The organism is Actinoallomurus sp. CA-150999 (genome assembly GCF_050942425.1).
Classification (GTDB): Bacteria; Actinomycetota; Actinomycetes; order Streptosporangiales; family Streptosporangiaceae; genus Actinoallomurus.
Genome location: NZ_CP192063.1, coordinates 866,540 through 886,774, shown reverse-complemented (window position 1 = coordinate 886,774; position 20,235 = coordinate 866,540). Strand labels below are relative to the sequence as shown.

General features: G+C 71.2%; 17 protein-coding genes and 1 pseudogene. 11 read left to right on the top strand and 7 right to left on the bottom strand.

The window, feature by feature from the left end; genetic code table 11:
• The first annotated feature begins 22 nt into the window (after positions 1 to 22).
• From pstC to pstB, 3 genes are read left to right on the top strand one after another with little or no spacing between them, the layout of a single operon-like run.
• On the top strand, positions 23 to 1,000 hold the full coding sequence (gene pstC, locus ACQP2O_RS04290; protein WP_433180077.1) for a phosphate ABC transporter permease subunit PstC: 978 nt from the start codon (positions 23 to 25) through the stop codon (positions 998 to 1,000).
• Positions 997 to 1,875 carry a phosphate ABC transporter permease PstA gene (gene pstA / locus ACQP2O_RS04285; RefSeq protein WP_433180075.1) on the top strand — a complete coding sequence of 293 codons (879 nt, stop codon included), beginning with the start codon at positions 997 to 999 and terminating at the stop codon, positions 1,873 to 1,875. The genes pstC and pstA overlap by 4 nt, the downstream gene beginning before the upstream one ends.
• A 13-nt stretch (positions 1,876 to 1,888) precedes the next feature.
• On the top strand, positions 1,889 to 2,665 hold the full coding sequence (gene pstB / locus ACQP2O_RS04280; RefSeq protein ID WP_433180074.1) for a phosphate ABC transporter ATP-binding protein PstB: 777 nt from the start codon (positions 1,889 to 1,891) through the stop codon (positions 2,663 to 2,665).
• A gap of 78 nt (positions 2,666 to 2,743) precedes the next feature.
• On the opposite strand, the gene ACQP2O_RS04275 is transcribed toward pstB, so the two are convergent.
• Positions 2,744 to 3,775: an anion permease gene (locus ACQP2O_RS04275; RefSeq protein WP_433180072.1), complete on the bottom strand. Its 1,032-nt coding sequence runs from the start codon at positions 3,773 to 3,775 to the stop codon at positions 2,744 to 2,746.
• Positions 3,776 to 3,809: 34 nt separating this feature from the next.
• Complete coding sequence (locus ACQP2O_RS04270; protein ID WP_433180070.1) at positions 3,810 to 4,427, bottom strand: DUF47 domain-containing protein; 618 nt, start codon at positions 4,425 to 4,427, stop codon at positions 3,810 to 3,812.
• Positions 4,428 to 4,653: 226 nt separating this feature from the next.
• Between ACQP2O_RS04270 and ACQP2O_RS04265 the strand changes: the two genes are divergently transcribed.
• On the top strand, positions 4,654 to 4,935 hold the full coding sequence (locus ACQP2O_RS04265) for a metal-sensitive transcriptional regulator (protein ID WP_433180068.1): 282 nt from the start codon (positions 4,654 to 4,656) through the stop codon (positions 4,933 to 4,935).
• Positions 4,936 to 5,032: 97 nt separating this feature from the next.
• Here the strand turns inward: ACQP2O_RS04265 and ACQP2O_RS04260 are convergent, their stop codons facing one another.
• Both ACQP2O_RS04260 and ACQP2O_RS04255 read right to left on the bottom strand, forming a co-directional pair.
• Positions 5,033 to 5,191, bottom strand: coding sequence for a hypothetical protein (locus ACQP2O_RS04260; RefSeq protein WP_433180066.1), 159 nt, complete (start codon positions 5,189 to 5,191; stop codon positions 5,033 to 5,035).
• A gap of 132 nt (positions 5,192 to 5,323) precedes the next feature.
• Positions 5,324 to 10,621: a hypothetical protein gene (locus ACQP2O_RS04255; protein ID WP_433180065.1), complete on the bottom strand. Its 5,298-nt coding sequence runs from the start codon at positions 10,619 to 10,621 to the stop codon at positions 5,324 to 5,326.
• 184 nt (positions 10,622 to 10,805) lie between these two features.
• Between ACQP2O_RS04255 and ACQP2O_RS04250 the strand changes: the two genes are divergently transcribed.
• Positions 10,806 to 11,390 carry an RNA polymerase sigma factor gene (locus ACQP2O_RS04250; RefSeq protein WP_433180063.1) on the top strand — a complete coding sequence of 195 codons (585 nt, stop codon included), beginning with the start codon at positions 10,806 to 10,808 and terminating at the stop codon, positions 11,388 to 11,390.
• The gene (locus tag ACQP2O_RS04245) at positions 11,383 to 12,549 is read left to right on the top strand and encodes a CU044_5270 family protein (protein WP_433180061.1); all 1,167 of its coding nucleotides are present in this window, start codon (positions 11,383 to 11,385) and stop codon (positions 12,547 to 12,549) included. The genes ACQP2O_RS04250 and ACQP2O_RS04245 overlap by 8 nt, the downstream gene beginning before the upstream one ends.
• 255 nt (positions 12,550 to 12,804) lie before the next feature.
• Here ACQP2O_RS04245 and ACQP2O_RS04240 read toward each other — a convergent pair whose 3' ends face one another.
• Positions 12,805 to 13,332 (bottom strand): gamma carbonic anhydrase family protein, encoded by a 528-nt coding sequence (locus tag ACQP2O_RS04240; protein ID WP_433180060.1) that lies wholly within the window; start codon positions 13,330 to 13,332, stop codon positions 12,805 to 12,807.
• Positions 13,333 to 13,610: 278 nt separating this feature from the next.
• Between ACQP2O_RS04240 and ACQP2O_RS04235 the strand changes: the two genes are divergently transcribed.
• From ACQP2O_RS04235 to ACQP2O_RS04225, 3 genes are all read left to right on the top strand, one after another.
• Positions 13,611 to 14,501: a DivIVA domain-containing protein gene (locus ACQP2O_RS04235; RefSeq protein ID WP_433180058.1), complete on the top strand. Its 891-nt coding sequence runs from the start codon at positions 13,611 to 13,613 to the stop codon at positions 14,499 to 14,501.
• Positions 14,502 to 14,559: 58 nt separating this feature from the next.
• Entirely contained in the window at positions 14,560 to 15,090 is a 531-nt protein-coding gene (def, locus tag ACQP2O_RS04230; protein ID WP_433180056.1) for a peptide deformylase, read from the top strand.
• 195 nt (positions 15,091 to 15,285) lie between these two features.
• Complete coding sequence (locus tag ACQP2O_RS04225) at positions 15,286 to 15,618, top strand: chorismate mutase (RefSeq protein ID WP_433180054.1); 333 nt, start codon at positions 15,286 to 15,288, stop codon at positions 15,616 to 15,618.
• A gap of 108 nt (positions 15,619 to 15,726) precedes the next feature.
• Here ACQP2O_RS04225 and ACQP2O_RS04220 read toward each other — a convergent pair whose 3' ends face one another.
• A complete protein-coding gene (locus ACQP2O_RS04220) occupies positions 15,727 to 17,184 on the bottom strand; it encodes a DHA2 family efflux MFS transporter permease subunit (RefSeq protein WP_433180052.1) in 1,458 nt (485 codons plus the stop codon).
• A gap of 230 nt (positions 17,185 to 17,414) precedes the next feature.
• Positions 17,415 to 17,843, bottom strand: coding sequence for an alternative ribosome rescue aminoacyl-tRNA hydrolase ArfB (gene arfB / locus ACQP2O_RS04215; protein WP_433180050.1), 429 nt, complete (start codon positions 17,841 to 17,843; stop codon positions 17,415 to 17,417).
• A gap of 362 nt (positions 17,844 to 18,205) precedes the next feature.
• Between arfB and ACQP2O_RS04210 the strand changes: the two genes are divergently transcribed.
• Entirely contained in the window at positions 18,206 to 19,846 is a 1,641-nt protein-coding gene (locus tag ACQP2O_RS04210) for a carboxylesterase/lipase family protein (protein ID WP_433180049.1), read from the top strand.
• A pseudogene (locus tag ACQP2O_RS04205) lies at positions 19,806 to 20,222 on the top strand (zinc-binding dehydrogenase); the annotation flags it as partial. The gene ACQP2O_RS04210 and the pseudogene ACQP2O_RS04205, both read left to right, overlap by 41 nt.
• Positions 20,223 to 20,235: the final 13 nt, after the last annotated feature.

Genomic DNA, 20,235 nt, shown 5'->3' with positions numbered 1-20,235 from the left:
GTCGGTGGGCACGGGAGGCCGGATGACCAGCGAGACCCTCGAGCAGGGCGCGACTGGCGCTCTGGGCGGCAGAGGCCGCAAGTTGAGTACCGGGCGCCTGGGAGACCGGGTGTTCGGGCTGTCCGCCAAGGGCTCCGGGATCCTGCTCCTCGCGATCATGGCGGCGATCGCGGCGTTCCTGGTCGTGAAGGCCCTGCCCGCGCTGCAGAGCGACAAGGCGAACTTCATCACGTCGCAGGACTGGAGTCCGGATGCGGCACCCGCCAAATTCGGCATCGCGCAGCTGACGTTCGGGACCATCCTGTCGTCGTTGCTCGCGCTCATCATCGCCACGCCGGTCGCGATCGGCATCGCCCTGTTCATCGCGTTCTACGCCCCGCGGCGACTGGCCGACGGGCTCGGCTACGTCGTGGACCTGCTCGCGGCCGTGCCCAGCATCGTGTACGGCCTGTGGGGACTGCAGTTCTTCGTGCCCAAGATGAACCACGTGGCCGACTTCCTGCACTCGAACGCGGGCTGGATTCCCCTCTTCGGCGGTGACGCGATCGGCGGGCGATGCCTGCTGACGGCCGGCATCGTGCTGGCGATCATGATCCTGCCGATCATCTCCTCGATCACCCGTGAGGTCTTCCTGCAGGTGCCCCGGGCCAACGTCGAGGCGGCCCTCGCACTGGGCGCGACGCGCTGGGAGGTGATCCGGATGGCGGTCCTGCCGTTCGGGCGCTCCGGCGTGATCAGCGCCTCGATGCTCGGCCTCGGCCGCGCCCTCGGCGAGACGATCGCCGTGGCGATGGTGCTGGGCTCCGCCGCGGGGATCAGCCTGCACATCCTCAAGCCCGGTGGCACCACCTTCGCGGCCAACATCGCCCTGACCTTCGGTATGGCCGGACCGAACGGCCAGAGCGCGCTCATCGCCTCCGGTCTGGTGCTCTTCGTCATCACCCTGATCGTCAACATGGCCGCCCGCGCGGTCATCGCCCGCCGGAAGGAGTTCGTGTGAGCACCGTCAACCTCTCCGGCCCCTCCGCGGTCCGCAAGCTCAAGGACAAGATCGCACTTGTCCTGGTCTGCATCGCCTTCGCGCTGGCCGTCATCCCGCTCGTCACCGTCCTGTACACGGTCATCAAGAACGGCCTCAAGCGGTTCGACGGGACGTTCTTCAGCCACTCGATGAACGCGATCGGCGCGCGCGACGCCGGCGGCGGCGCGTACCACGCGATCATCGGCACCATCGAGCAGGTTGGGCTGGCGAGCGTCATCGCCATCCCCATCGGCATCCTGACCGCCGTCTACCTCGTCGAGTACGGCGGCAACAGCAGACTGGCCAAGGTCGTCACCTTCTTCGTGGACGTCATGACGGGCGTGCCCTCGATCGTGTCGGGCCTGTTCATCTTCGCCTTCTGGATCAAGCTGCTCGGCTTCCAGTACATGGGCTTCGCCGGTTCGATCGCCCTGTCGATCCTCATGATGCCCACGGTCGTGCGCGCCGCCGAGGAGATGCTCAAGCTCGTCCCGAACGACCTGCGCGAGGCGTCGTACGCGCTCGGCGTGCCGCGCTGGCGGACGATCTGCTTCGTCGTGCTGCCGACGGCGTTCACCGGCATCATCACCGGCGTCATGCTGGCCGTCGCCCGCGTCATGGGTGAGACCGCGCCGCTGCTCGTGACGGTCTGGGTCACCACGGCGATCAACAACAACCCGTTCAAGGACCCGCAGATGGCGCTCCCGCTGTTCGTCTGGGACCAGGCCCAGCTGCCGCAGCAGGTCGCCATCGACCGGGCGTGGGCCGGTGCGCTCACGCTGATCCTCTTCGTCATGGTGCTCAACCTGGCGGCGCGCCTCATCGCCCGCCTCCGCAAGCCCGTTACCCGATAGGAGTACTCCCCACATGGCCAAGCGGATCGAGGTCTCCGGGCTGAACGCCTACTACGGCAAGACCCGGGCCATCGAGGACATCTCGATGACGATCGAACCGCGCTCGGTGACCGCGTTCATCGGCCCCTCCGGGTGCGGCAAGTCGACCTTCCTGCGGACCCTCAACCGGATGCACGAGGTGATCCCCAGTGCTCGCGTCGAGGGCAAGGTGCTGCTCGACGAGCTCGATTTGTACGGAGCGGGCGTCGACCCCGTCGCCGTGCGCCGGGTGATCGGCATGGTGTTCCAGCGCCCCAACCCGTTCCCCACGATGTCGATCTACGAGAACGTCGTCGCGGGCCTGAAGCTCAACGGCGTCCGCCGCAAGGGACAGCTCGACGAGGTCGTGGAGAAGTCCCTGCGCGGCGCGAACCTGTGGAACGAGGTCAAAGACCGGCTGGGCCGTCCGGGAGCCGGCCTGTCCGGTGGTCAGCAGCAGCGGCTGTGCATCGCCCGCGCCATCGCGGTCGAGCCGCAGGTGCTCCTGATGGACGAGCCGTGCTCGGCGCTGGACCCGATCTCCACGCTGGCGATCGAGGACCTCATCGCCAACCTGAAGGACCAGTACACGATCGTCATCGTCACCCACAACATGCAGCAGGCGGCGCGGGTGAGCGACCGTACGGCCTTCTTCAACCTCGCCGGGCCGGGCAAGCCGGGCCGGATGGTGGAGATCGACGAGACCAACAAGATCTTCACGAACCCGGGCGAGAAGGCCACGGAGGACTACATCACCGGTCGCTTCGGCTGATGGAACGGCGAGGGCGGGGCCGTCGGCCCCGCCCGCAGACCGGCGGCCCGTCGTGCCGCCGGTCACCCCTTTCCGGAGTCAGGCGAACAGGTGCATGACCCAGTACGCGATCGCGGCGACGATCCCCGCCGCGGGAATGGTGAGGACCCACGCCATCACGATGTTGCCCGCGACGCCCCAGCGGACCGCCGACAGGCGTTTGGTCGATCCGACGCCCATGATGGCCGCGGTGATCGTGTGAGTCGTGGAGACCGGGGCCTGCCAGATGAACGCGGTCGCGTACAGGATGCTGGCCGCGGTGGCCTCGGCGGCGAAGCCCTTCGGCGGGTCGAGCTCGATCACCTTGCGGCCGAGGGTCCGCATGATGCGCCAGCCGCCGGCGTACGTGCCGAAGGAGAGCACGGCCGCGCAGACCAGGATCACCCAGACCGGGACGTGGGAGTCGCCGGTCGCCTGATAGCCGGTCGTGACCAGCGCGAGCACGATGATGCCCATGGTCTTCTGGGCGTCCTGCAGACCGTGGCCGAGGGCCATGGCCGCGGCGGACAGCGACTGCGCGATGCGGAACCGGCGGCCGACCTTGCCGGGAGTGGCCTTTCGGAAGATCCACAACATCGCCACCATGATCAGGTAGCCGAGGATCAGGCCGATCAGCGGCGACAGCACCATCCACAGCACGATCTTGTAGAACACCCCGTGCCACAGCACGGTCGTGGACGCCGCCATGGCGGCCCCGATCAGGCCGCCGACCAGTCCGTGCGTGGACGAGGACGGCAGGCCGAAGTACCAGGTGATGAGGTTCCAGACGATCGCGCCGATCAGCGCGGCGGCGACGATCGACAGACCGTGCATGTCCTTGGGCGGGTCGATGATGCCGCTGCCGACCGTCTTGGCGACGCCGGTGCCGAGGAACGCTCCGAGGAGGTTCATCACGGCGGCCATCGCCAAGGCCGCTCGAGGGGTGAGCGCCCGGGTGGAGACGGAGGTGGCGATCGCGTTCGCGGCGTCGTGGAAACCGTTCGTGTAGTTGAAGAACAGCGCGATGCCCACGACGACGATGAGGGCCGTCAACTCCACGCCGGCGTTCCCTTCCTCGTTACGGACGGACATCGCATGGTGGTCGACCGCTTTGACGACACGATGCTCACGATTCCTTGACCGCGATCGTCTCGACGATGTTCGCGACGTGCTCGAACGCGTCCGCGGCGGCCTCGAGCTGGTCGACGACCTCCTTGACCTTCAGGACGGTCAGCGCGTCGTACTTGCCGCTGAACAGCTCGGCCAGGAGCCGCCGGTAGGTCTGGTCGCCCTGGTTCTCCAGCCGGTTGATCTCGATCCAGTACTCGCTGAGGTCGCGCAGCCCGCGCAGCCGCGGCATGGCGTCCGCGGTCAGCTCGGCCGCGCGCTCGAGCACTTCGACCTGCGCGATGACGTCTCGGGGCAGCTCGTCGAGCTTGTACAGCAGGACGAGGTCGGCCGCCGCCTCCATGAAGTCCATGACGTCATCGAGCGTCGACGCGAGCCGGTAGATGTCCTCGCGATCGAAGGGCGTGATGAAGCTCTCGTTGAGCCGGCGCATGATCGCGTGAGTGAACTCGTCGCCGGCGTGCTCGCAGGCGCGCATCTTCTCCGCGATCCCCTCACGGTCGGCCCCTTCGCTGATCAGCTCCACGAGCAGCCTGGCCCCTGTGACCAAGTTGTTCGCGGAATCCGCGAACATGTCGTAGTAGCTGTCCTCACGCGGGGTGAGTCGGAATCGCACGTCCTTCTCCTGAAGTGCGGGAACAGTCCGCTGAGGATGGTACGGCTTACCAGCGGGAAAGCGAACCTTCGCCCCCCTGTTACTTCACCGCAACACGCCTCGTGCGGTCCCGTTCCGTCGGGCGATACATCGGATCCACGGGCCATACGTGCCCCTGGTGCCCGGGCAACGGACGCCTCAAACGATCACTTGGAGCTCTACCCCTAGGGGGTATACAGTGGCCGGTATGCACGGGTATACGAACGACAAGGACGCCTACCTCGTCCGCCTGCGCCGCATCGAGGGTCAGGTGCGCGGACTCCAGCGGATGGTATCCGAGGATGAGTACTGCATCGACGTCCTCACCCAGGTGTCGGCCGTCACCCGTGCGCTGCAGTCCGTCGCGCTGGGCCTGCTCGAGGACCATCTCGGCCACTGCGTCGCCGAAGCGATCAATGAGGGCGGCCCGGCGGCCGAGGAGAAGGTGAAGGAGGCCTCGGCGGCCATCGCGCGCCTCGTCAAGTCGTGAGCCGGATCAGCGTGATTCGCTCGTAGGCGCGCCGGTGCGTGCTGGATCCCGAAGTGAGCAGTCGGCGCATCCCCGCGTGCGCCGACCATGACGTCGCTCACAACCGTGTGCTGTGGCCGATCCCGAGCACCATGTCGATCTCATCGGTCGTCAACGGCCGATCCGCCGTCGCGACGGCGCTGAGCATCTCGGAGTACAGCTCGATCTCATCCAACGCGACACGGTCATGGACGCGCATATCGAGGTTCTGGCGCATCGCGTCCACCTCCGTTCGTCCCCACACCTGTGGAAAGGCTACGCGCCCGGCCCGTCCCGGGACATGACCCAAGAGGGCCATTCGGCGCCCACCCACCGAGGTGGTCCTCGAGGAGTCAAGGGCCACCTCGGGCTACCGGCGGGTACGGTCCTCGTGGAGATGCTGCAACAGTCGCTCCGCCGGTGATTCCGGCAGGTCACGCACAGTGAGCCGGGCCACTGTCGCGGCGTCCACGCGCGCTCCGGCCAGCCGCGCCGCCTGCCGCGCCACGATCGCGTCGAACAGCCGCCGCACCGTCTCGGCGAACGCGAACCCCCGCGACCCGCGCATCTCGCCGAAACGCCCCAGCAGCTCGACGCGGAGCTCCTCGTCCAGCAGGTAGAGCTCGCGTTCGGCGAAACGGGAGAACAACTTCACGAGCTGCCGGTCCGTCGGCTCCCGGAACTCCACGATCGCCCCGAACTCCGCCCGGAACCCCGGGTTGGCGAGCAGGAAGCCGTCCATCTCGGCCGGCTCGCTGGAACAGATCACCAAGAACTTGTCGCGCCGCTCCTCCATGTGCCGCAGCAGCGCCGTCACCGCCGCGGACGTCCGGTCGAGCAGCGACGCGTCCTCGATGAGCAGCACACCGCCGACCGCCCGGTCGACCTGGGCGGCGACCTTCGCCGCCGCGTCGGCACCGGCGAGGTCGCGGGCGCTGCACACGACAACCTGCCCGGAGTCGAGGAGGTTCAGCGCGGCGTACACGCCGCCGATCAGCCCCGCCACGGTCCGCTTACCCGTGCCCGGCCGACCCAGGAAGACCAGGTGACGACTCGGATTGCCGGACGGCAGTCCCTGCGCCGCCCGCTCCGCCGCGAGCCGCGCCTCGGTGACCAGGTCGCCGACGGTCTGCTTCACCTCGTCCAGACCGATCATCTCGTCGAGGGAACGCAGGAAGCCATCGACGTCCCCGGGGGCGCGCAGGGCCGGCTCGATCTCCTCGGCCACGCCGCTGAAGTCCTCCGGCGTCAGCACCAGACGGTCGCGGGACGCCGCCCCGAACCGGTCGGTGTGCCGGGCGATCGCCCGGTCGAGGTACGCCTCGACCAGACGGGCGTTCAGTAGGTCGCCGTACCCCTTCAGCCGCGGCAGGTCCGCCTTCACGGTCTGCAGCGCGGGCGCGTTGACCGTCACCCGCCGCTCGTCCGCCAGTACGTGGACGAGGGCCAGCCGGGTCTCGGTGTCGGACAGATCCGGCAGCCGGAACACCCGGAACATCCCGATCAACTCCGGGAAGTCGGCCGTCAGCCGCTTGTACGCACCCGGCTCGCAGGTCGCGATCAGCGCCGCGCCGTTCCCCCGGGAGCGCGTGACGGCGGAGGCCGACGCCGCCGGATCGGACGCCCGCGACAGGGCCGCGTCGAGCCACTCGAACAACAACGGAGTCCCGCCCGCCGACGACGCGCCGAAGACCCGCACCGGGTCACCGTGCGCATCGGTGCCGTCGACGGTCCGCACGGAGCCGTCGCCGACGCCCGCGCCGGCGAGCGTACGGGCGACGAGCCGGGCAAGCCGACGCTGGCCGCTGTGCGGGGCGCCGACGACCAGGAGCGCCGGACTCGTCTCCTCGCCGGACGACGCCCGGCGGCGCACGTCGTCGAGCAACCCGGCGAGGGCATCCTGGCCGGAGACGAAACGGATGCCGAACCGCTCCGTCACCTCGGGCAGGACCGTACCGGAGGGCGGCGGCTCGATGTCACCGACCGGACGCCCGGGCATCGGCGCGCCCAGGAGGTCGCCCATCATCGTCTGCGACATGATTCTGGTGCCCGGCCGCTCCGGCTGGATGCGGGTACCCGGCGGCTCCGCGGAACGTCCCTGCTCACCGAGGACCCGGGTACGCGGAGGTCCCGGCGCACCGGGCGCGCCAGGATGAGGCACCTGACCAGAACGCGCCACGTCACCGGGCCGCGCCGAGCCACCGGGCCGTGCCACGTCGCCGGGCTGTGCCACACCGCCAGGCCGTGCCACGTCGCCGGGATCGGCCTCGGGTCGATACGCGCCGCCCGGGCGGGGCGCATCACCTGGGCGCGGCGGCATGTCACCCGGGCCTTGGGGTACGCCGCCCGGGCCCGGCGGTACGAGAGGACCGGGAGTGCCCGCCGGGATGAGCGGCGCGGGCGGCACGGGACCACCCGCCGACGTGGGCGGCGTGAAGGGCGCCGGAAGACCCGGCGGCACGGGAGGACCGGAGTACGCCGGAGGCCGGTCCACCATCGGAATCCCTCCGGCGTCCGCCCGAGTGCCGCCACTGGGAGCGTCGATGTACGTGGCGTCGGGTGAGCCGGACGGCCCGTCGAGCATGGTGGCCTCCCCCACCTTCTCCGGCTCCCACACAACCCTGGTCGACGGCACGGACGCGGGCCCAGGCTCGCCCGACGGATCCCACGCCCGCGTGGCCGGCGGCACAGACACAGGACCCGACTCACCCGACGCGGACGCAGCCGCCGGCTCACCCGACGGATCCCACGCCCGTGTAGCCGGCGGCACAGACACGGATCCAGGCTCGCCCGACGGATCCCATGCCCGGGTGGCCGGCGACACGGGCACGGCCCCTGGCTCGCTCGACGCGGGGCCGGACTCCTCCGGTGCACCCCCCACCTGCGTGGCCGGCGAAGCGGCCGCCGGGAGTTCCGCGTCCCCCTCCCCAGGTGCGTCATCGAGCCGAGTACCCGACGCCTCGGCGTCCGTCGTACCGCCCATCGAGGCTGCCGACTGAGCGGCAGGAAACGGACCGAAGTCGGCCATCGTTCCTGGAGGACCGGCCGCCGCCGGCTGCGGATCGGCATCCACGGTCCCGGACGAGGCATCGGACCGGGCACTCGATGGCGCGGCGTCCTTCGTACCGTCCGCTTCGGCGGCAGACCAAGCCTCCGGACCGACATCCGCCATCGTCCCCGCAGATCCGGCATCCGCCGACTGCGGATCGGCAGTCCCGAACGAGGCATCGGCGTGAGCATTCGACGGCACAGCGTCCCTGGCCGCCGAGTCCGCAGGCCGAACGCCCGGAGGCGGATCGACGTCCGCGTCCCCGGACGCTTCGTCGGACCGAGCGCTCGACGGCGCAGAGTCCGGCGTATCGGCCGCCGCGACGGCAGACCGAGCCCCCGGACCGGCACCCGCCATCGCCTCCGCAGGTCCGGCACCAGCCGACGCCGGATCAGCGTCTGCCTCGGACGCATCGTCAGGCCAAGCGCTCGGCGACGCAGCGTCCGTCACATCGCCCGCCGCGGCGGCAGGCGGAGCCGCCGGACCGACGTCCGCCATCGCCCCCGCAGCCCCTGTCGCCGCCGACTGCGGATCAGCGTCCGCATCCCTGGAAGCGTCACCGGAACGAACGCTCGACGCCTCGGCGTCCGTCATACCGCTCGCGGAGGCGGCAGGCTGATCGACCCGAGGCGGACCGACATCGTCCCCCGTCCCCGGAAGACCCGCCCCCGGCCGCGAATCGGCGTCCGCCTCCCCGGGCACGTCCCCAGGCCGAGCGCCCGACGGCGCGGCATCCTTCGTACCGCCCGCCGCGGCGGCAGGCGGAGCCGCCGGGGGACCGACGTCCGCCATCGTCGCCGCAGATCCCGCCGCCGCAGGAGGGACCGCCTGTGGCGGACCGGCATCGGCCATCGCCCCCGCAAGACCCGCCGCCGACCGCGAATCAGCGTCCGCCTCCCCGGACGTGACGTCGGGTCGAGCGCCCAACGGCGCGGCGTCCCCGCCCGCAGAGACGGCAGGCCGAGCGACCGGAGGCGGACCGACGTCCGCCACCGTCCCAGCGGCCCCCGCCGCAGGAGACACCACCTGCGGCGGGCCCGCATCGGCCATCGTTCCGGCAGATGCGGCCGCCGCGGCGGGTGGTGGGGCCCAGGTGGGGGCCTGGCCCGGTGGGCCGGTGGGTGGCTGGTGGGCGACGGGTGGGGCTGCGGGCGGTGCGGCGGGTGCTGGGCGGGCGGGGTACTGCCGGGCTAGCGGGGCGACGCCGGGTGTCGGCGTCGCCGGGTCGGCGGGCGCGGCGGAGCGGGCGCGGTCGGGGCCGAGGATCTCGGACAGGATCGCGACCGGGATGGGGAAGCCGCGCGGCCGGGCCGGGATGCCGCCGCCCAGTCGGCACCAGGCGAGGTCCAGGGCGTACATCGTGGCCAGGAGTGCGCCCCGCGCGCTGGGGCGGAGCTTCTCGACGCGGTGCCGCAGGAGGGGCGGGAGCCGCTTGTCCTGGGGCCAGAAGCGCCGTAGGGGGTGGTCCGGGCCGGTGAGGATCGCCTGGGTCGTGCGCCGGGTCTCGGGGTCGAGCCAGCCGATGACCTGCGCGGCGACGTCGCGCCGGACGACCGCGAGGTCGGCGGCCAGCAGCGCGGCCGCGATGAGGCGGGGTTCGACGTACCCCTGTTCGGCCGGGTCGCCGGCGATCGAGGCGAGGGTGAGGGCGAGGTCGTAGAAGGCGTTGCGGAAGTGTTCGCCGGCGGATGCCTCGATGCGCAGCGCCGGCGCCAGCACGGGCGGGCATCGGGTGAGCCACTGCTGGACGATCGCCTGGTCGCCGTACGGCAGGGCGGAGTAGTCGACCGTGGGATTGTGCAGGGTGGATCCGAGGACGGCGAGGAGCGCGTCCGCGCGGGGACGGAAGCGGGCGTCCTGGCGCAGGGCGCTGGCCATCGCCCACATCGTGCGCAGGATCACGACGGCGGCGTCCACCCGGTGGGCGCGCAGCCGCTCGGCGTACAGCCCGACCAGGGACTCCAGCGGTGGCGGGGTGAGCCAGCGAGGCCCGTCGACGTCGGGCAGCGGCCGGGCGCGGTACGGCGACCAGATGTCGAGCAGCTGGGCGTCGAGGCCGGAGTAGAACACCGGCGCGGCGGCGGACCACAGCATCACGCCCCAGCCGACGGCGACGGTGCTCGGCGTGGACGAGGAGAAGGCGCCCCACCAGTGCGGGTAGTCGTGGGGTGGGAGCGCCGCCGCCGACTCGAGGGTCGCCCGTACGCGGGACGTCACCTCGGGCCGTACGTCGACGTCCACGAAGGGCAGCGCCTGCGGCGGCTCCTGGCTGAAGTCGGGGCCGGAGGGCACCAGGTGGGGCGGAATGCGGGGCACCGCCATGCCTTGTGCCAGGGGGCGCGCCGACGTCCGCGTCATCGGCAGCCGGGGAGGCGGGCACAGGTGCCACTGGCCGTCGGCGGGGAGCCAGCGGTACCAGCGGGCCCACGCTCCGAACAGCCACCATGTGCCGTCGGGCAGGACGAGCATCCGCCCGGCGGTGAGGTTCTGCCGCTGGAGGGGCGGCGTGGTGGCCCACCAGCCCGCCGTCACCATGGCACGCGTGTCCCGCTCGACCACCGCGAACGGATCCTGGGCGGCGGCCGAGGGCTTCTCGCCGTACGCCTGCCCCCAGACCACCATGCAATGGTAAACGGCATACCAAGGCCGCCCCGACCATCAGCCGTGGCCTTTCTCGAGCGACCACGGCGGGAAGCCGTACCGGAATTCTTCGATCGGGAGCGAAAGCGATCGGGCGAAGGCGCGGAGTACAGGTGACCGTTGACCACCTCGCCCGGAAGGCGCCCATGACGGAGATCAAGACGTGACCGGCCTGGCCGGCATCGACGGGGTCGGGCAGCTGAGCGACGCCGACCTCGTACGGGAGTACCGGCGAGATCCCGATCGGTTCACCGCCGTCTACGACCGGTACTTCGGGGATGTCCACCGGTACGTCGCGGGACGGCTCGACACGCAGGCCGCGGATGACATCGCGGCCGAGACGTTCCTCGTGGCGTTCCGTAAGCGGGAGCGGTTCGACCCGGCGCGTGGGGCGCTGCGGCCGTGGCTGTTCGGCATCGCCACCAAGCTCGTCGCCCAGCACCGGCGCGTCGAGTCCCGGCACTACGAGACCCTCGCCCGCGCGACCGCGGCCCCCGCCGACGACGGCCACGAGAACCAGGTCGTCACGGCGGTGACCGCGGCCGGCCTGCAGCCACAGCTGGCCCGCGCGATCGCCGCGCTCACCCGCAAGGAGCGGGACGTCCTGCTGCTGGTCGCCTTGGCCGACTTCGGTCACGAAGAGGTCGCCCAGGCACTCAAGATCCCGTACGGAACCGTCGGCTCGCGCCTCAACCGGGCCCGGAAGAAGCTTCGCACCGCACTCGAGAAGGAGCTCCCCCATGGATGAGGACCTGCGGATGGTCCGCTCGCTGCTGGACAAGCCGGCTCCGACGGCGGACGCCGTCACGGCGGGCCGCGAACGGCTCCGGGACGGGGCCCGCACCCGCGCCCGTACGCGTCCCGGCCGGACGATGTGGCTGACGGGCGGCCTCGGCCTCACGGCGGCCGCTGCCGCGGCGGCGGTCGCGATCTCCACGACCGGTGGATCGGCCGGCGGGCCGGCCGGCGACCGGCCGGGCGGCACCGGGTCCCCGCCCCGTACGGTCGCGTTGAACGCCCACACGGTACTGCTGGCGGCGGCGAGCAGGGCGGACGTCCAGCCGGACCGGGTCGGAAAGTACTGGCATTCGGTGACGCTGGGCCGGTCCTACTTCCGGGTGGCCGCACCCACCGGTGACTACACCGTCCTCTCGGAGGGTCGCAGCGAGCAGTGGACGCCGAGCGCCGTACGGCAGGACCAGGTGGCGAGCGAGCAGCGGCTCGGCGCCCGTCCGGCGACCGCGGCGGACGTGGCGGCCTGGAAGAAGGCCGGGTCTCCGACGAGCTTCACGTTCAGCGCCACGCCGTACGGCAAGGGCAAGGGCAAGATGGTCATGCCGGCGCAGCCGGGCAAGGTGTCCGTGAGCCGCGCGCCGCTCGTCGACGGGGACAAGGTGTTCTGGCTCGGCCGCAACGTCACCATGAAGGACCTGCGTGCGCTGCCGGCCGACCCGAAGCGGCTGAAGGCGTCGCTGTCGCGGTGGTACCAGGGGCACGGCACCGAGTCGTCCAGCGAGGCGATGGGCTCCGACCTGTGGCTGTACACCGTGGCCAAGGGCCTGATCATGGACATGCCGGTGACGCCGAAGGTCCGCGGCGCGGCCTTCCGGATGCTCGCGGACCTCAAGATGGTGAAGGCGATCGGCGCGGTGAAGGACGCCCAAGGCCGTACGGGCACCGCCATCGCGGTCACCGAGCCGACGAAGGGCAACGGCACGCTGCAGCACCGTCTGATCATTGACACCGCGACCGGCCGTGCGCTGGCCGAGGAACTGATCGTCCTCAAGCCGGCCGGCAGCACGGCGGGGCTGGCGCCGGGCTCGTTGTACAGCTCGTCCGCCGTGCTCACGCAGGACTGGACGGACGCGACGCCCCCCGGCTCCCGCGGCGCGCAGCGCGGCGACTGAAACCCTGGACGGCCGTTGAACCGCGCGGGCCGGTGACCGGACGCCACCGGCGTACGTGCCCCGGCCCGCGCGACTAGCACTGCGCTCGGCCCGCACTCCCCACGTCCCGCGCCGCCGCGCCGGGCTCCGATCCACCCGCGCGCACTCAGCTCCGGGCCGCTCGCTCTCTCGTCCGCACGGCCCACCGGCATGGGCGCGTGACCGCCGAGCGACCGTGGGCCCCGACGGCCGCGACCCGCGCCGTGCGGCAGTGTGTCAGGCCCAGTGGGCGTCGCGGTGCCGGGCCGCCTTGCGGACGTACGTCTCCGGTGTGTGGGCGAGCACCGCCCGGTCGTCGTCGTTCAGCTCCCGGACGATCCTTCCCGGAACCCCGGCGACGAGCACCCCGGAGGGGATCTTCTTGCCCGGCCCGACGACCGCGCCGGCCGCGACCAGCGTGCCGGCGCCGATCCGCGCGCCGTTCAGCACGATCGCCCCGATGCCGATCAGGGAGCCGGTCTCGATGTGCGCGCCGTGGACCATGGCCTTGTGGCCGAGGCTGACCCGGTCCTCCAGGACGGCGGGCATGCCCGCGTCACAGTGCAGGCAGCACAGGTCCTGGATGTTGCACTCCTCGCCGACGATGATGTCCTCGTCGTCGCCGCGCAGCACCGAGCCGTACCAGACGTTGGCCGCCCGGCCGAGCCGTACGCGGCCGACGACGACGGCGCCCGGGGCCACCCACGCCTCCGGGTGGATGTCGGGCCGGTGCTCGCCGAGCGTGCCGTGGAAGAAATCCGTCACGGTCGCCAAGTCTAGAAGCGGGCGCGCCACCGTCCCCGCACCGGATACCGCCCCGCCCCGGCCCATGCCGCGCCGCCCGCGCCCGATACCACGCTGTCTCCGCCCCGTCGGCGCGTCATATTTCCCATAAGCGACATTTTGCGGTATTTAACCTGGGAAGACTCTCATGCTGCCGCACCGATGGGCCGGGAATTCGTGCGAGTAGCCGCATTCCCCTTGCGCGAAAGAGGGGAACCCCCGAGAGTCGTCAGAGACGTTCCTTCGACCCCCCTAGGGCAATGAGCAACGAAGCCGAGATCCTGCCGAACCTCTTCCGCGAGGAAGTCCGCGAAGAGTCGTTCGAGATCGTCATGCGCGGCTACAACCGCCGTCAGGTCGACGAATACATCGCCCGTACCCGCAACCAGATCCGCGAGCTCGAAGCACGATTGTCGCGCGCCCTCGACGAGGTCGAGCGCACCCGCCGGGAGATGTCCGAGGTCCGCGAGGCCCGGCGTCCCACCGGCGACGACCTCAGCGAGCGGCTTCGCCAGATCATCAACCTCGCCGAAGAAGAGGCCCAGTCGAAGCTGAGTGAGGCCGAGCGCAAGGTCGCCCACATCCAGCAGGAGGCCGAGCACGAGGCCAAGCGCGTGGTCGACGAGGCCCAGAGCAGGTCCGAGCACGCCATCGCCCAGGCCCAGGAGAACGCCGGCCACATGCTGTCGGCGGCTCAGCAGGAGTCCGAGCGCATCATGTCCGCGGCCAAGAACGAAGCGGACAGTCTGGTCACCGACGCCCGCACTGAGGCCGAACGTACGCTCACCACCGCCGAGCGCCGTTCCTCGGTCATCAACGAGGGCGCCACCGAGCGGCTCTCCCAGCTGACGAAGCAGCACACGCAGGCGCTGACCCGGCTCAACGAGATCACCGACACGCTGGTGACGCTCCTCGAGCAGGAGGAGAAGGCCGGCCCGCTGGAGCAGATGGTCGCCAACGCCGTCGGGTCGCAGAGCGAGCAGGAGCCGCCCGCCGCCCGTCCCGAGCCGCCGCAGTCCCCGGCCGGGCGCCACCACCAGGCCCAGACGCCGCCCCAGGTCCCGGCCCAGCCGCAGCCGCCGCAGCAGCAACCGCCCCAGGAACGCAACGTGCAGGTCTTCCCCGCCACCGGCGACCAGACCGCGGAGTGAAATGATCAGGCCGGTGATGTTGGCCGGTCACCGGCCTGATCATCTACAGTCCTAGTCTGTGAGACGACAACGCGACGACGCGGGTATCGTCCGCCCGATCCGCTACATGGGCGATCCCGTGCTGCGCACCGAATGCGACCCGGTGCGGTCCTTCGACGACGACCTGCGGCGGCTGATCGACGACATGTTCGCGTCGATGTACGCCAACGACGGTGCGGGGCTGGCAGCCAACCAGATCGGCGTCTCCCTGCAGGTCTTCGTGTACGACTGCGACGACGACGCCGGCCGCAACCACGTCGGCCACGTTGTCAACCCGGTGCTGATCGACACCGACGGCGCGACCATCGAGGACGACGAGGGCTGCCTGTCGCTGCCCGGCCTCCGCTTCCCGACCCCGCGGCACGCCCACGCCGTCGTCGAAGGCGTCGACATGACCGGCAAGCCGCTGCGAGTCGAGGGCACCGGCTACTTCGCCCGCTGCCTCCAGCACGAGATGGGCCACCTCAAGGGCCGGCTCTACGTCGACACCCTGAAGGGCGACGCGCGCAAGGCGGCTCTCCGCGCCGTCCGCTCCGCCGACTGGAGCTGATCCCGGGTCACCTGAACTCCCCGGAAGATCATCGCCCTGCTAGGGTCGGCGGGTGATGACTCGCCTCGCATCCTGGTGGCGCCGCTCATAGGCGGCCTGTCGTCACGCGTTCCCAGACCGCCGCTCCAGAGCAGGTCTGGGTGGAGGTCGGCCGAGATCGCACGCTCGGGAGCCGACCAGAGGACAAGCCTCTCCATGACCCACGACGAGATCCACGGGATCCGTACCGAGATCGACGAACTCGACCGCCGGATCGTCGCCCTGCTGGCCGAACGGGAGAACCTCGTACGCCGGGCCGGCCGCCTCAAGACCGACGCCTCCGCCGTACGAGCACCGCAGCGCGTGGAACAGGTCGTCCAGCGGGTACGGGCAGCGGCCGCCGACCTGGGCGCGACGCCGGACGTGGTCGAGCGCACGTACCGCGCGATGATCGGCGCCTTCATCGACCTGGAACTGACGACCCTCGGCACGTCGCCGGTCGACTCCGTACGGATCGAGGACACCGATAGCCACGAACAGCCCGGTTAGCGAACGTGGCCGTCGAGGGCCGCGGGACCGTGGTCGAGCCTTCGGGTTGGAGACGACGACGGCCCCACGGTTCGAGACCGTGGGGCCGGGACGTGCGCTGAGCGAGGCTCAGTGCATCGGCATCGGTGCGTCCGCCGAGGTGCCGGTCGGCTTGCGGCGGGGCAGCAGCAGCGCCGGGATGAACGCCAGTGCCAGCAGGCCCACCGCCCACCAGTAGGTGCTCTGGAAGGCGTCCGCCATCGGACCGGCGATCTTCTGCATGATCTGCGGCGGAACCTTCTGGGCCGAGGACAGCCCGCCGCCCGCCGGGCCGCCGAGCTTGTCGGACAGGGCGTTCGCGAGCAGGACGGACATCAGCGCCGTGCCGATGGAGGCGGACACCTGCTGAATGATGTTCAGCATGGTGCTGGCCTTGGGCACCTCGTCATGCACGAGCGTCTGGATCGCGGCCGCCATGGTCGGCATCATCGTCATGCCCATGCCCAGCCCCATCACGAACAGCACGCTGCCGAGCACCCAGTACGAGGTGTCGGCCTGCAGGACCGCGGTGAAGCCGGCCACGGAGGCGACCACGACGACCAGACCGATCAGGACGACCCGGCCCGGGCCGATCCGGTCGGTGAGCTTGCCGCCCACCGGCATGGTGAACATCGCGCCGATGCCCTGCGGGGCGAGCAGCAGGCCGGAGGAGAAGGCGGTCTCCTGCCGCACCGCCTGGTAGTACAGCGGCAGCAGGAGCATCGCGCCCATGAACGCGCACATGAACAGCGTCATCGTGCCCGAGGCCGCCGCGACGGAGCGCCGCTTCAGCAGCCGCAGGTCGATCAGCGGGTTGGCGGCGGTCAGCGCGCGGACCGCGAACAGCACCACCAGGACCGCTCCGACGATCGTGGTGATCAGGACGTCGGTCCGGCCGAAGTCGCTGTGCTGCGCGCCCGTGGCCAGGCCGTAGATGAGCGAGGCCAGGCCGGGCGACAGCAGGATGAGGCCCAGGATGTCCAGGCGTTCGCCCGGGCGCGGGGTGTCGCGGTCGAGGATCTTCGCGGCGAGGAACAGCGCGAGGACGCCGATCGGCAGGTTGATGAAGAAGATCCATCGCCAGGAGACGTCATCGACCAGCCAGCCGCCCAGAATCGGTCCGCCGATCGGCCCGAGCAGCATCGGGATCCCGACGACGCTCATCACCTGGCCGACCCGCGACGGCCCGGCCTTCTGGGTGAGGATCGTCATGCCGGCCGGCATGATCATGCCGCCGCCGAGGCCCTGCAGGACGCGGAAGGCGATCAGCGACTCGGCCGACCACGCCATGCCGGCCAACGCCGATCCGGCCACGAAGAGCGCAATGGAGATCATGTACAGCCGCTTCGTGCCGAATCTCGCCGACGCCCACCCCGTGAGCGGGATGACGGTGGCCAGGGCGAGCGTGTAGCCGGTGGCCACCCACTGGATGGTGGAGAGCGGGGATTTGAACGCGCCGGCAAGGTGGCTGATCGCGACGTTGACGACGGTCACGTCGAGGATCGACATGATGGCGCCGAGGACGACGACCATAGCGACCGCGAGCACGCCCCGGTCAAGCCCGGCCGGCTGCGCGGATACCTGCGGTGAATCTTCCGCGAGCTCAGGTGGTGGCAGAGTGCTCACTTCGGTCTTCCAATCATCAATCGCCCACATGGGCGGCTAGCTGCGATTTTGGGTTGGCCGGACCATGATGCCGGGTGGCACCGACAATCTGGCAATCGGGTTGAATCCGCAGGCAGGATCGCCGGTGTCGGCCCGACGACGGAGCGGAGGTTTCAGGCGTCGAAGCGGCCGGAGCGACCCCGCTTCACATCGCCGCGGCGGCGCTTGTTCTCCAGACGGCGCTCGTGGACGCGGCGGCTCGGCTTGGTGGGACGGCGCGGCTTCGGCGGCGGGGCGGTCGCCTCGGCGAGCAAGGCGGACAGCCGTGCCTTCGCCGCCTCACGGTTGCGCAGCTGCGACCGGTGCTCCTCGGCGCGGATCGTGATGACGCCCCCGACGAGGCGTCCGGCGAGGCGCTGCAACGCGCGTTCCTTGTACGGCTTCGGGAGTGCGGCGGACCCGGCCACGTCGAAGGACAGCTCGGCGGCGGTGTCGCTGGTGTTGACATGCTGCCCGCCCGGCCCCGACGAACGGGAGAAACGCCAGCGCAACTCGGCGTCAGGGATGACGACCGAGCCGCGGACACGCACGGGATCGGACATACTGCCGATTATCCCTGGTGGGCATGGTGCATGTCGCCTGATTTACGAGCGCGCTCTTCCATCGCCACGGTTTTACGAGCGCGCTCCCGCATCGCCACGGTTTTACGAGCGCGCTCCCGCATCGCCGCGGTCCCCGTCCTCCGGACGGCCGGGCCCGGATGGCGGCCCCCGGCTCGCGCACACGTTCTCTGTTCTGGCCGATGGCGTGTACGTCGGGATGCGCGCCACGCCCCGGGGTGGTGTTGGGTGCACCGTCACGGTGACCGCAGGGCGTCCGCGAAGCGGGACCGAAGCCCACTGACTCCGCGGGCGTCCTGCCGCAAAGTCGTGAACGCCGATCGCGAACTGTGGAGGTGGCGTTCATGTCGGAACAACGAGACCGCGCGAGACCGAGGGCACGCAGGGTCGCCGTAGCGGGTGCGGCCGGGCTCGGCCTCGTCGCGCTCACCGGGACGGCGGTGCCGGCGATGGCCGCCGGGAACGATGACGCCGCGGTGGTGCGGACCGCGGAGGGGCCCGTACGGGGCGTCGTCGCGGCCGACCACCGGTCGTTCGAGGGCATCCCGTACGCCGCGCCGCCGGTGGGACCCCTGCGCTGGACCTCGCCGCGACCCGTCACCTCGTGGACGCGGACGCGGGACGCGACGAGACCCGGCAGCGCGTGCGCGCAGACGGCGGGCTTCCTCGGCGACGCGCCGAGCGAGGCGGAGGATTGCCTGTACCTCAACGTCACCACACCCCGGCGCACCACCGGGCGACGGCTCCCGGTGATGGTGTGGATTCACGGGGGCGGCTTCTACTCCGGCTCCGGCGACCTGTACGGGGCCGAGCGCCTGGCGACGAAGGGGAACGTGGTCGTCGTCACCCTGAACTACCGGCTGGGCGTCTTCGGGTTCCTCGCCCACCCGTCGCTGGACCGGGGCGGGCGGCTGTCGGGCGACTTCGGGCTGGAGGACCAGCAGGCGGCGCTGCGCTGGGTCCGGCGGAACGCCGGCGCGTTCGGCGGGGACCCGGGCGAGGTGACGCTGTTCGGGGAGTCCGCCGGGGGCATGAGCGTCTGCTCGCATCTGGCCGCCCCGGCCTCGGCCGGGCTGTTCCAGCGCGCCATCGCGCAGAGCGGCCCCTGCGCCCTCACGACCCAGTGGCCGTACAAGGACGGGAACTGGATCGTACGGCCGCGGGCGGACGCCGAACGGCAGGGCGCGTCGGTCGCGGCGAAGCTCGGCTGCGCCGGCGCGGCGGACGTCGCGGCCTGCCTGCGCGGCAAGCCGGTCCCGGCTCTGCTGGACGCCTCAGACGGCGGCCAGGGGTTCGGTCCGGTGTCCGGCGGCGGCGTGCTGCCGACCGACCCGGCGACGGCGCTGGCGACGGGACGGTTCGCGAAGGTGCCCGTCATCCACGGCACCACGCGCGACGAGCACCGGACGTTCGTCGCCGGGCTCGAGTACTTCACCGGGCACACGACCACCGAGGCGGACTACCGGAGCGAGATCGAGGGCTTCTTCGGCAAGGAGAAGGCGGCGAAGGTCCTGGCCGCCTACCCGGTGGCGAAGTACGACTCGGCGAGCACGGCGGTGGCCACCGTCTGGACCGACTACAGCTGGGCGTGCACGGCACGCCAGGCCGACCGGGCGCTGAGCGCGCGGGTGCCGACCTACGCGTACGAGTTCGCCGACGAGAACGCACCGTGGGCCACCGACTCCCCCGCGCCGGGGTTCCCGACGGGCGCGTTCCACGCCTCAGAGCTGCAGTATCTGTTCGACGACGCGCAGTTCCACGGACCGCTCACGGCGGAGCAGCGCCGGCTGTCCGATCAGATGATCGGGTACTGGACACGGTTCGCCCGCACCGGCGACCCGAACGGCGGCGGGGCGCCGACGTGGGCGCGTACCCGCCCAGACGCGGAGCGGGTCCTGTCGCTCGCCCCCGGCACCGGCGGTATCCGGCCGGTCGAGCTCGGCCATGAACACCGTTGCGGCTTCTGGGCGTCCATCAGCCGGTGAGGCCGGGACCGGCACACGACGACAACCGACGCCGCCGTCCGCCGCCCGCGCGGGCGGCGGCGCCCGGCTGGTCTTCGACTCCATCGCCGGGCCGGGCCTGGCCGATCTCGCCCGGACCGTGGCGCGGGGCGGGATGCTGATCGTCTACGGGTGGCTCGACCCGCGGCCCGCGCCCTTGCCGATGAACTGGCCGCTCAACGTCTTCGGCTTCGGCCTCAACGTCGTCACCGACGACCCCGCGGCCCTTCGCCGCGGCGAGGCGTTCGTCAACGCGGGACTGCGTTCGGGTGCCCTGGCCCCGGTGATCGACTCCACCTTCGACCTGGCCGACATCGCCGACGCGCACCGGCACGTGGAGGCGAACAGCGGGCTCGGCAAGGTCGTCGTCA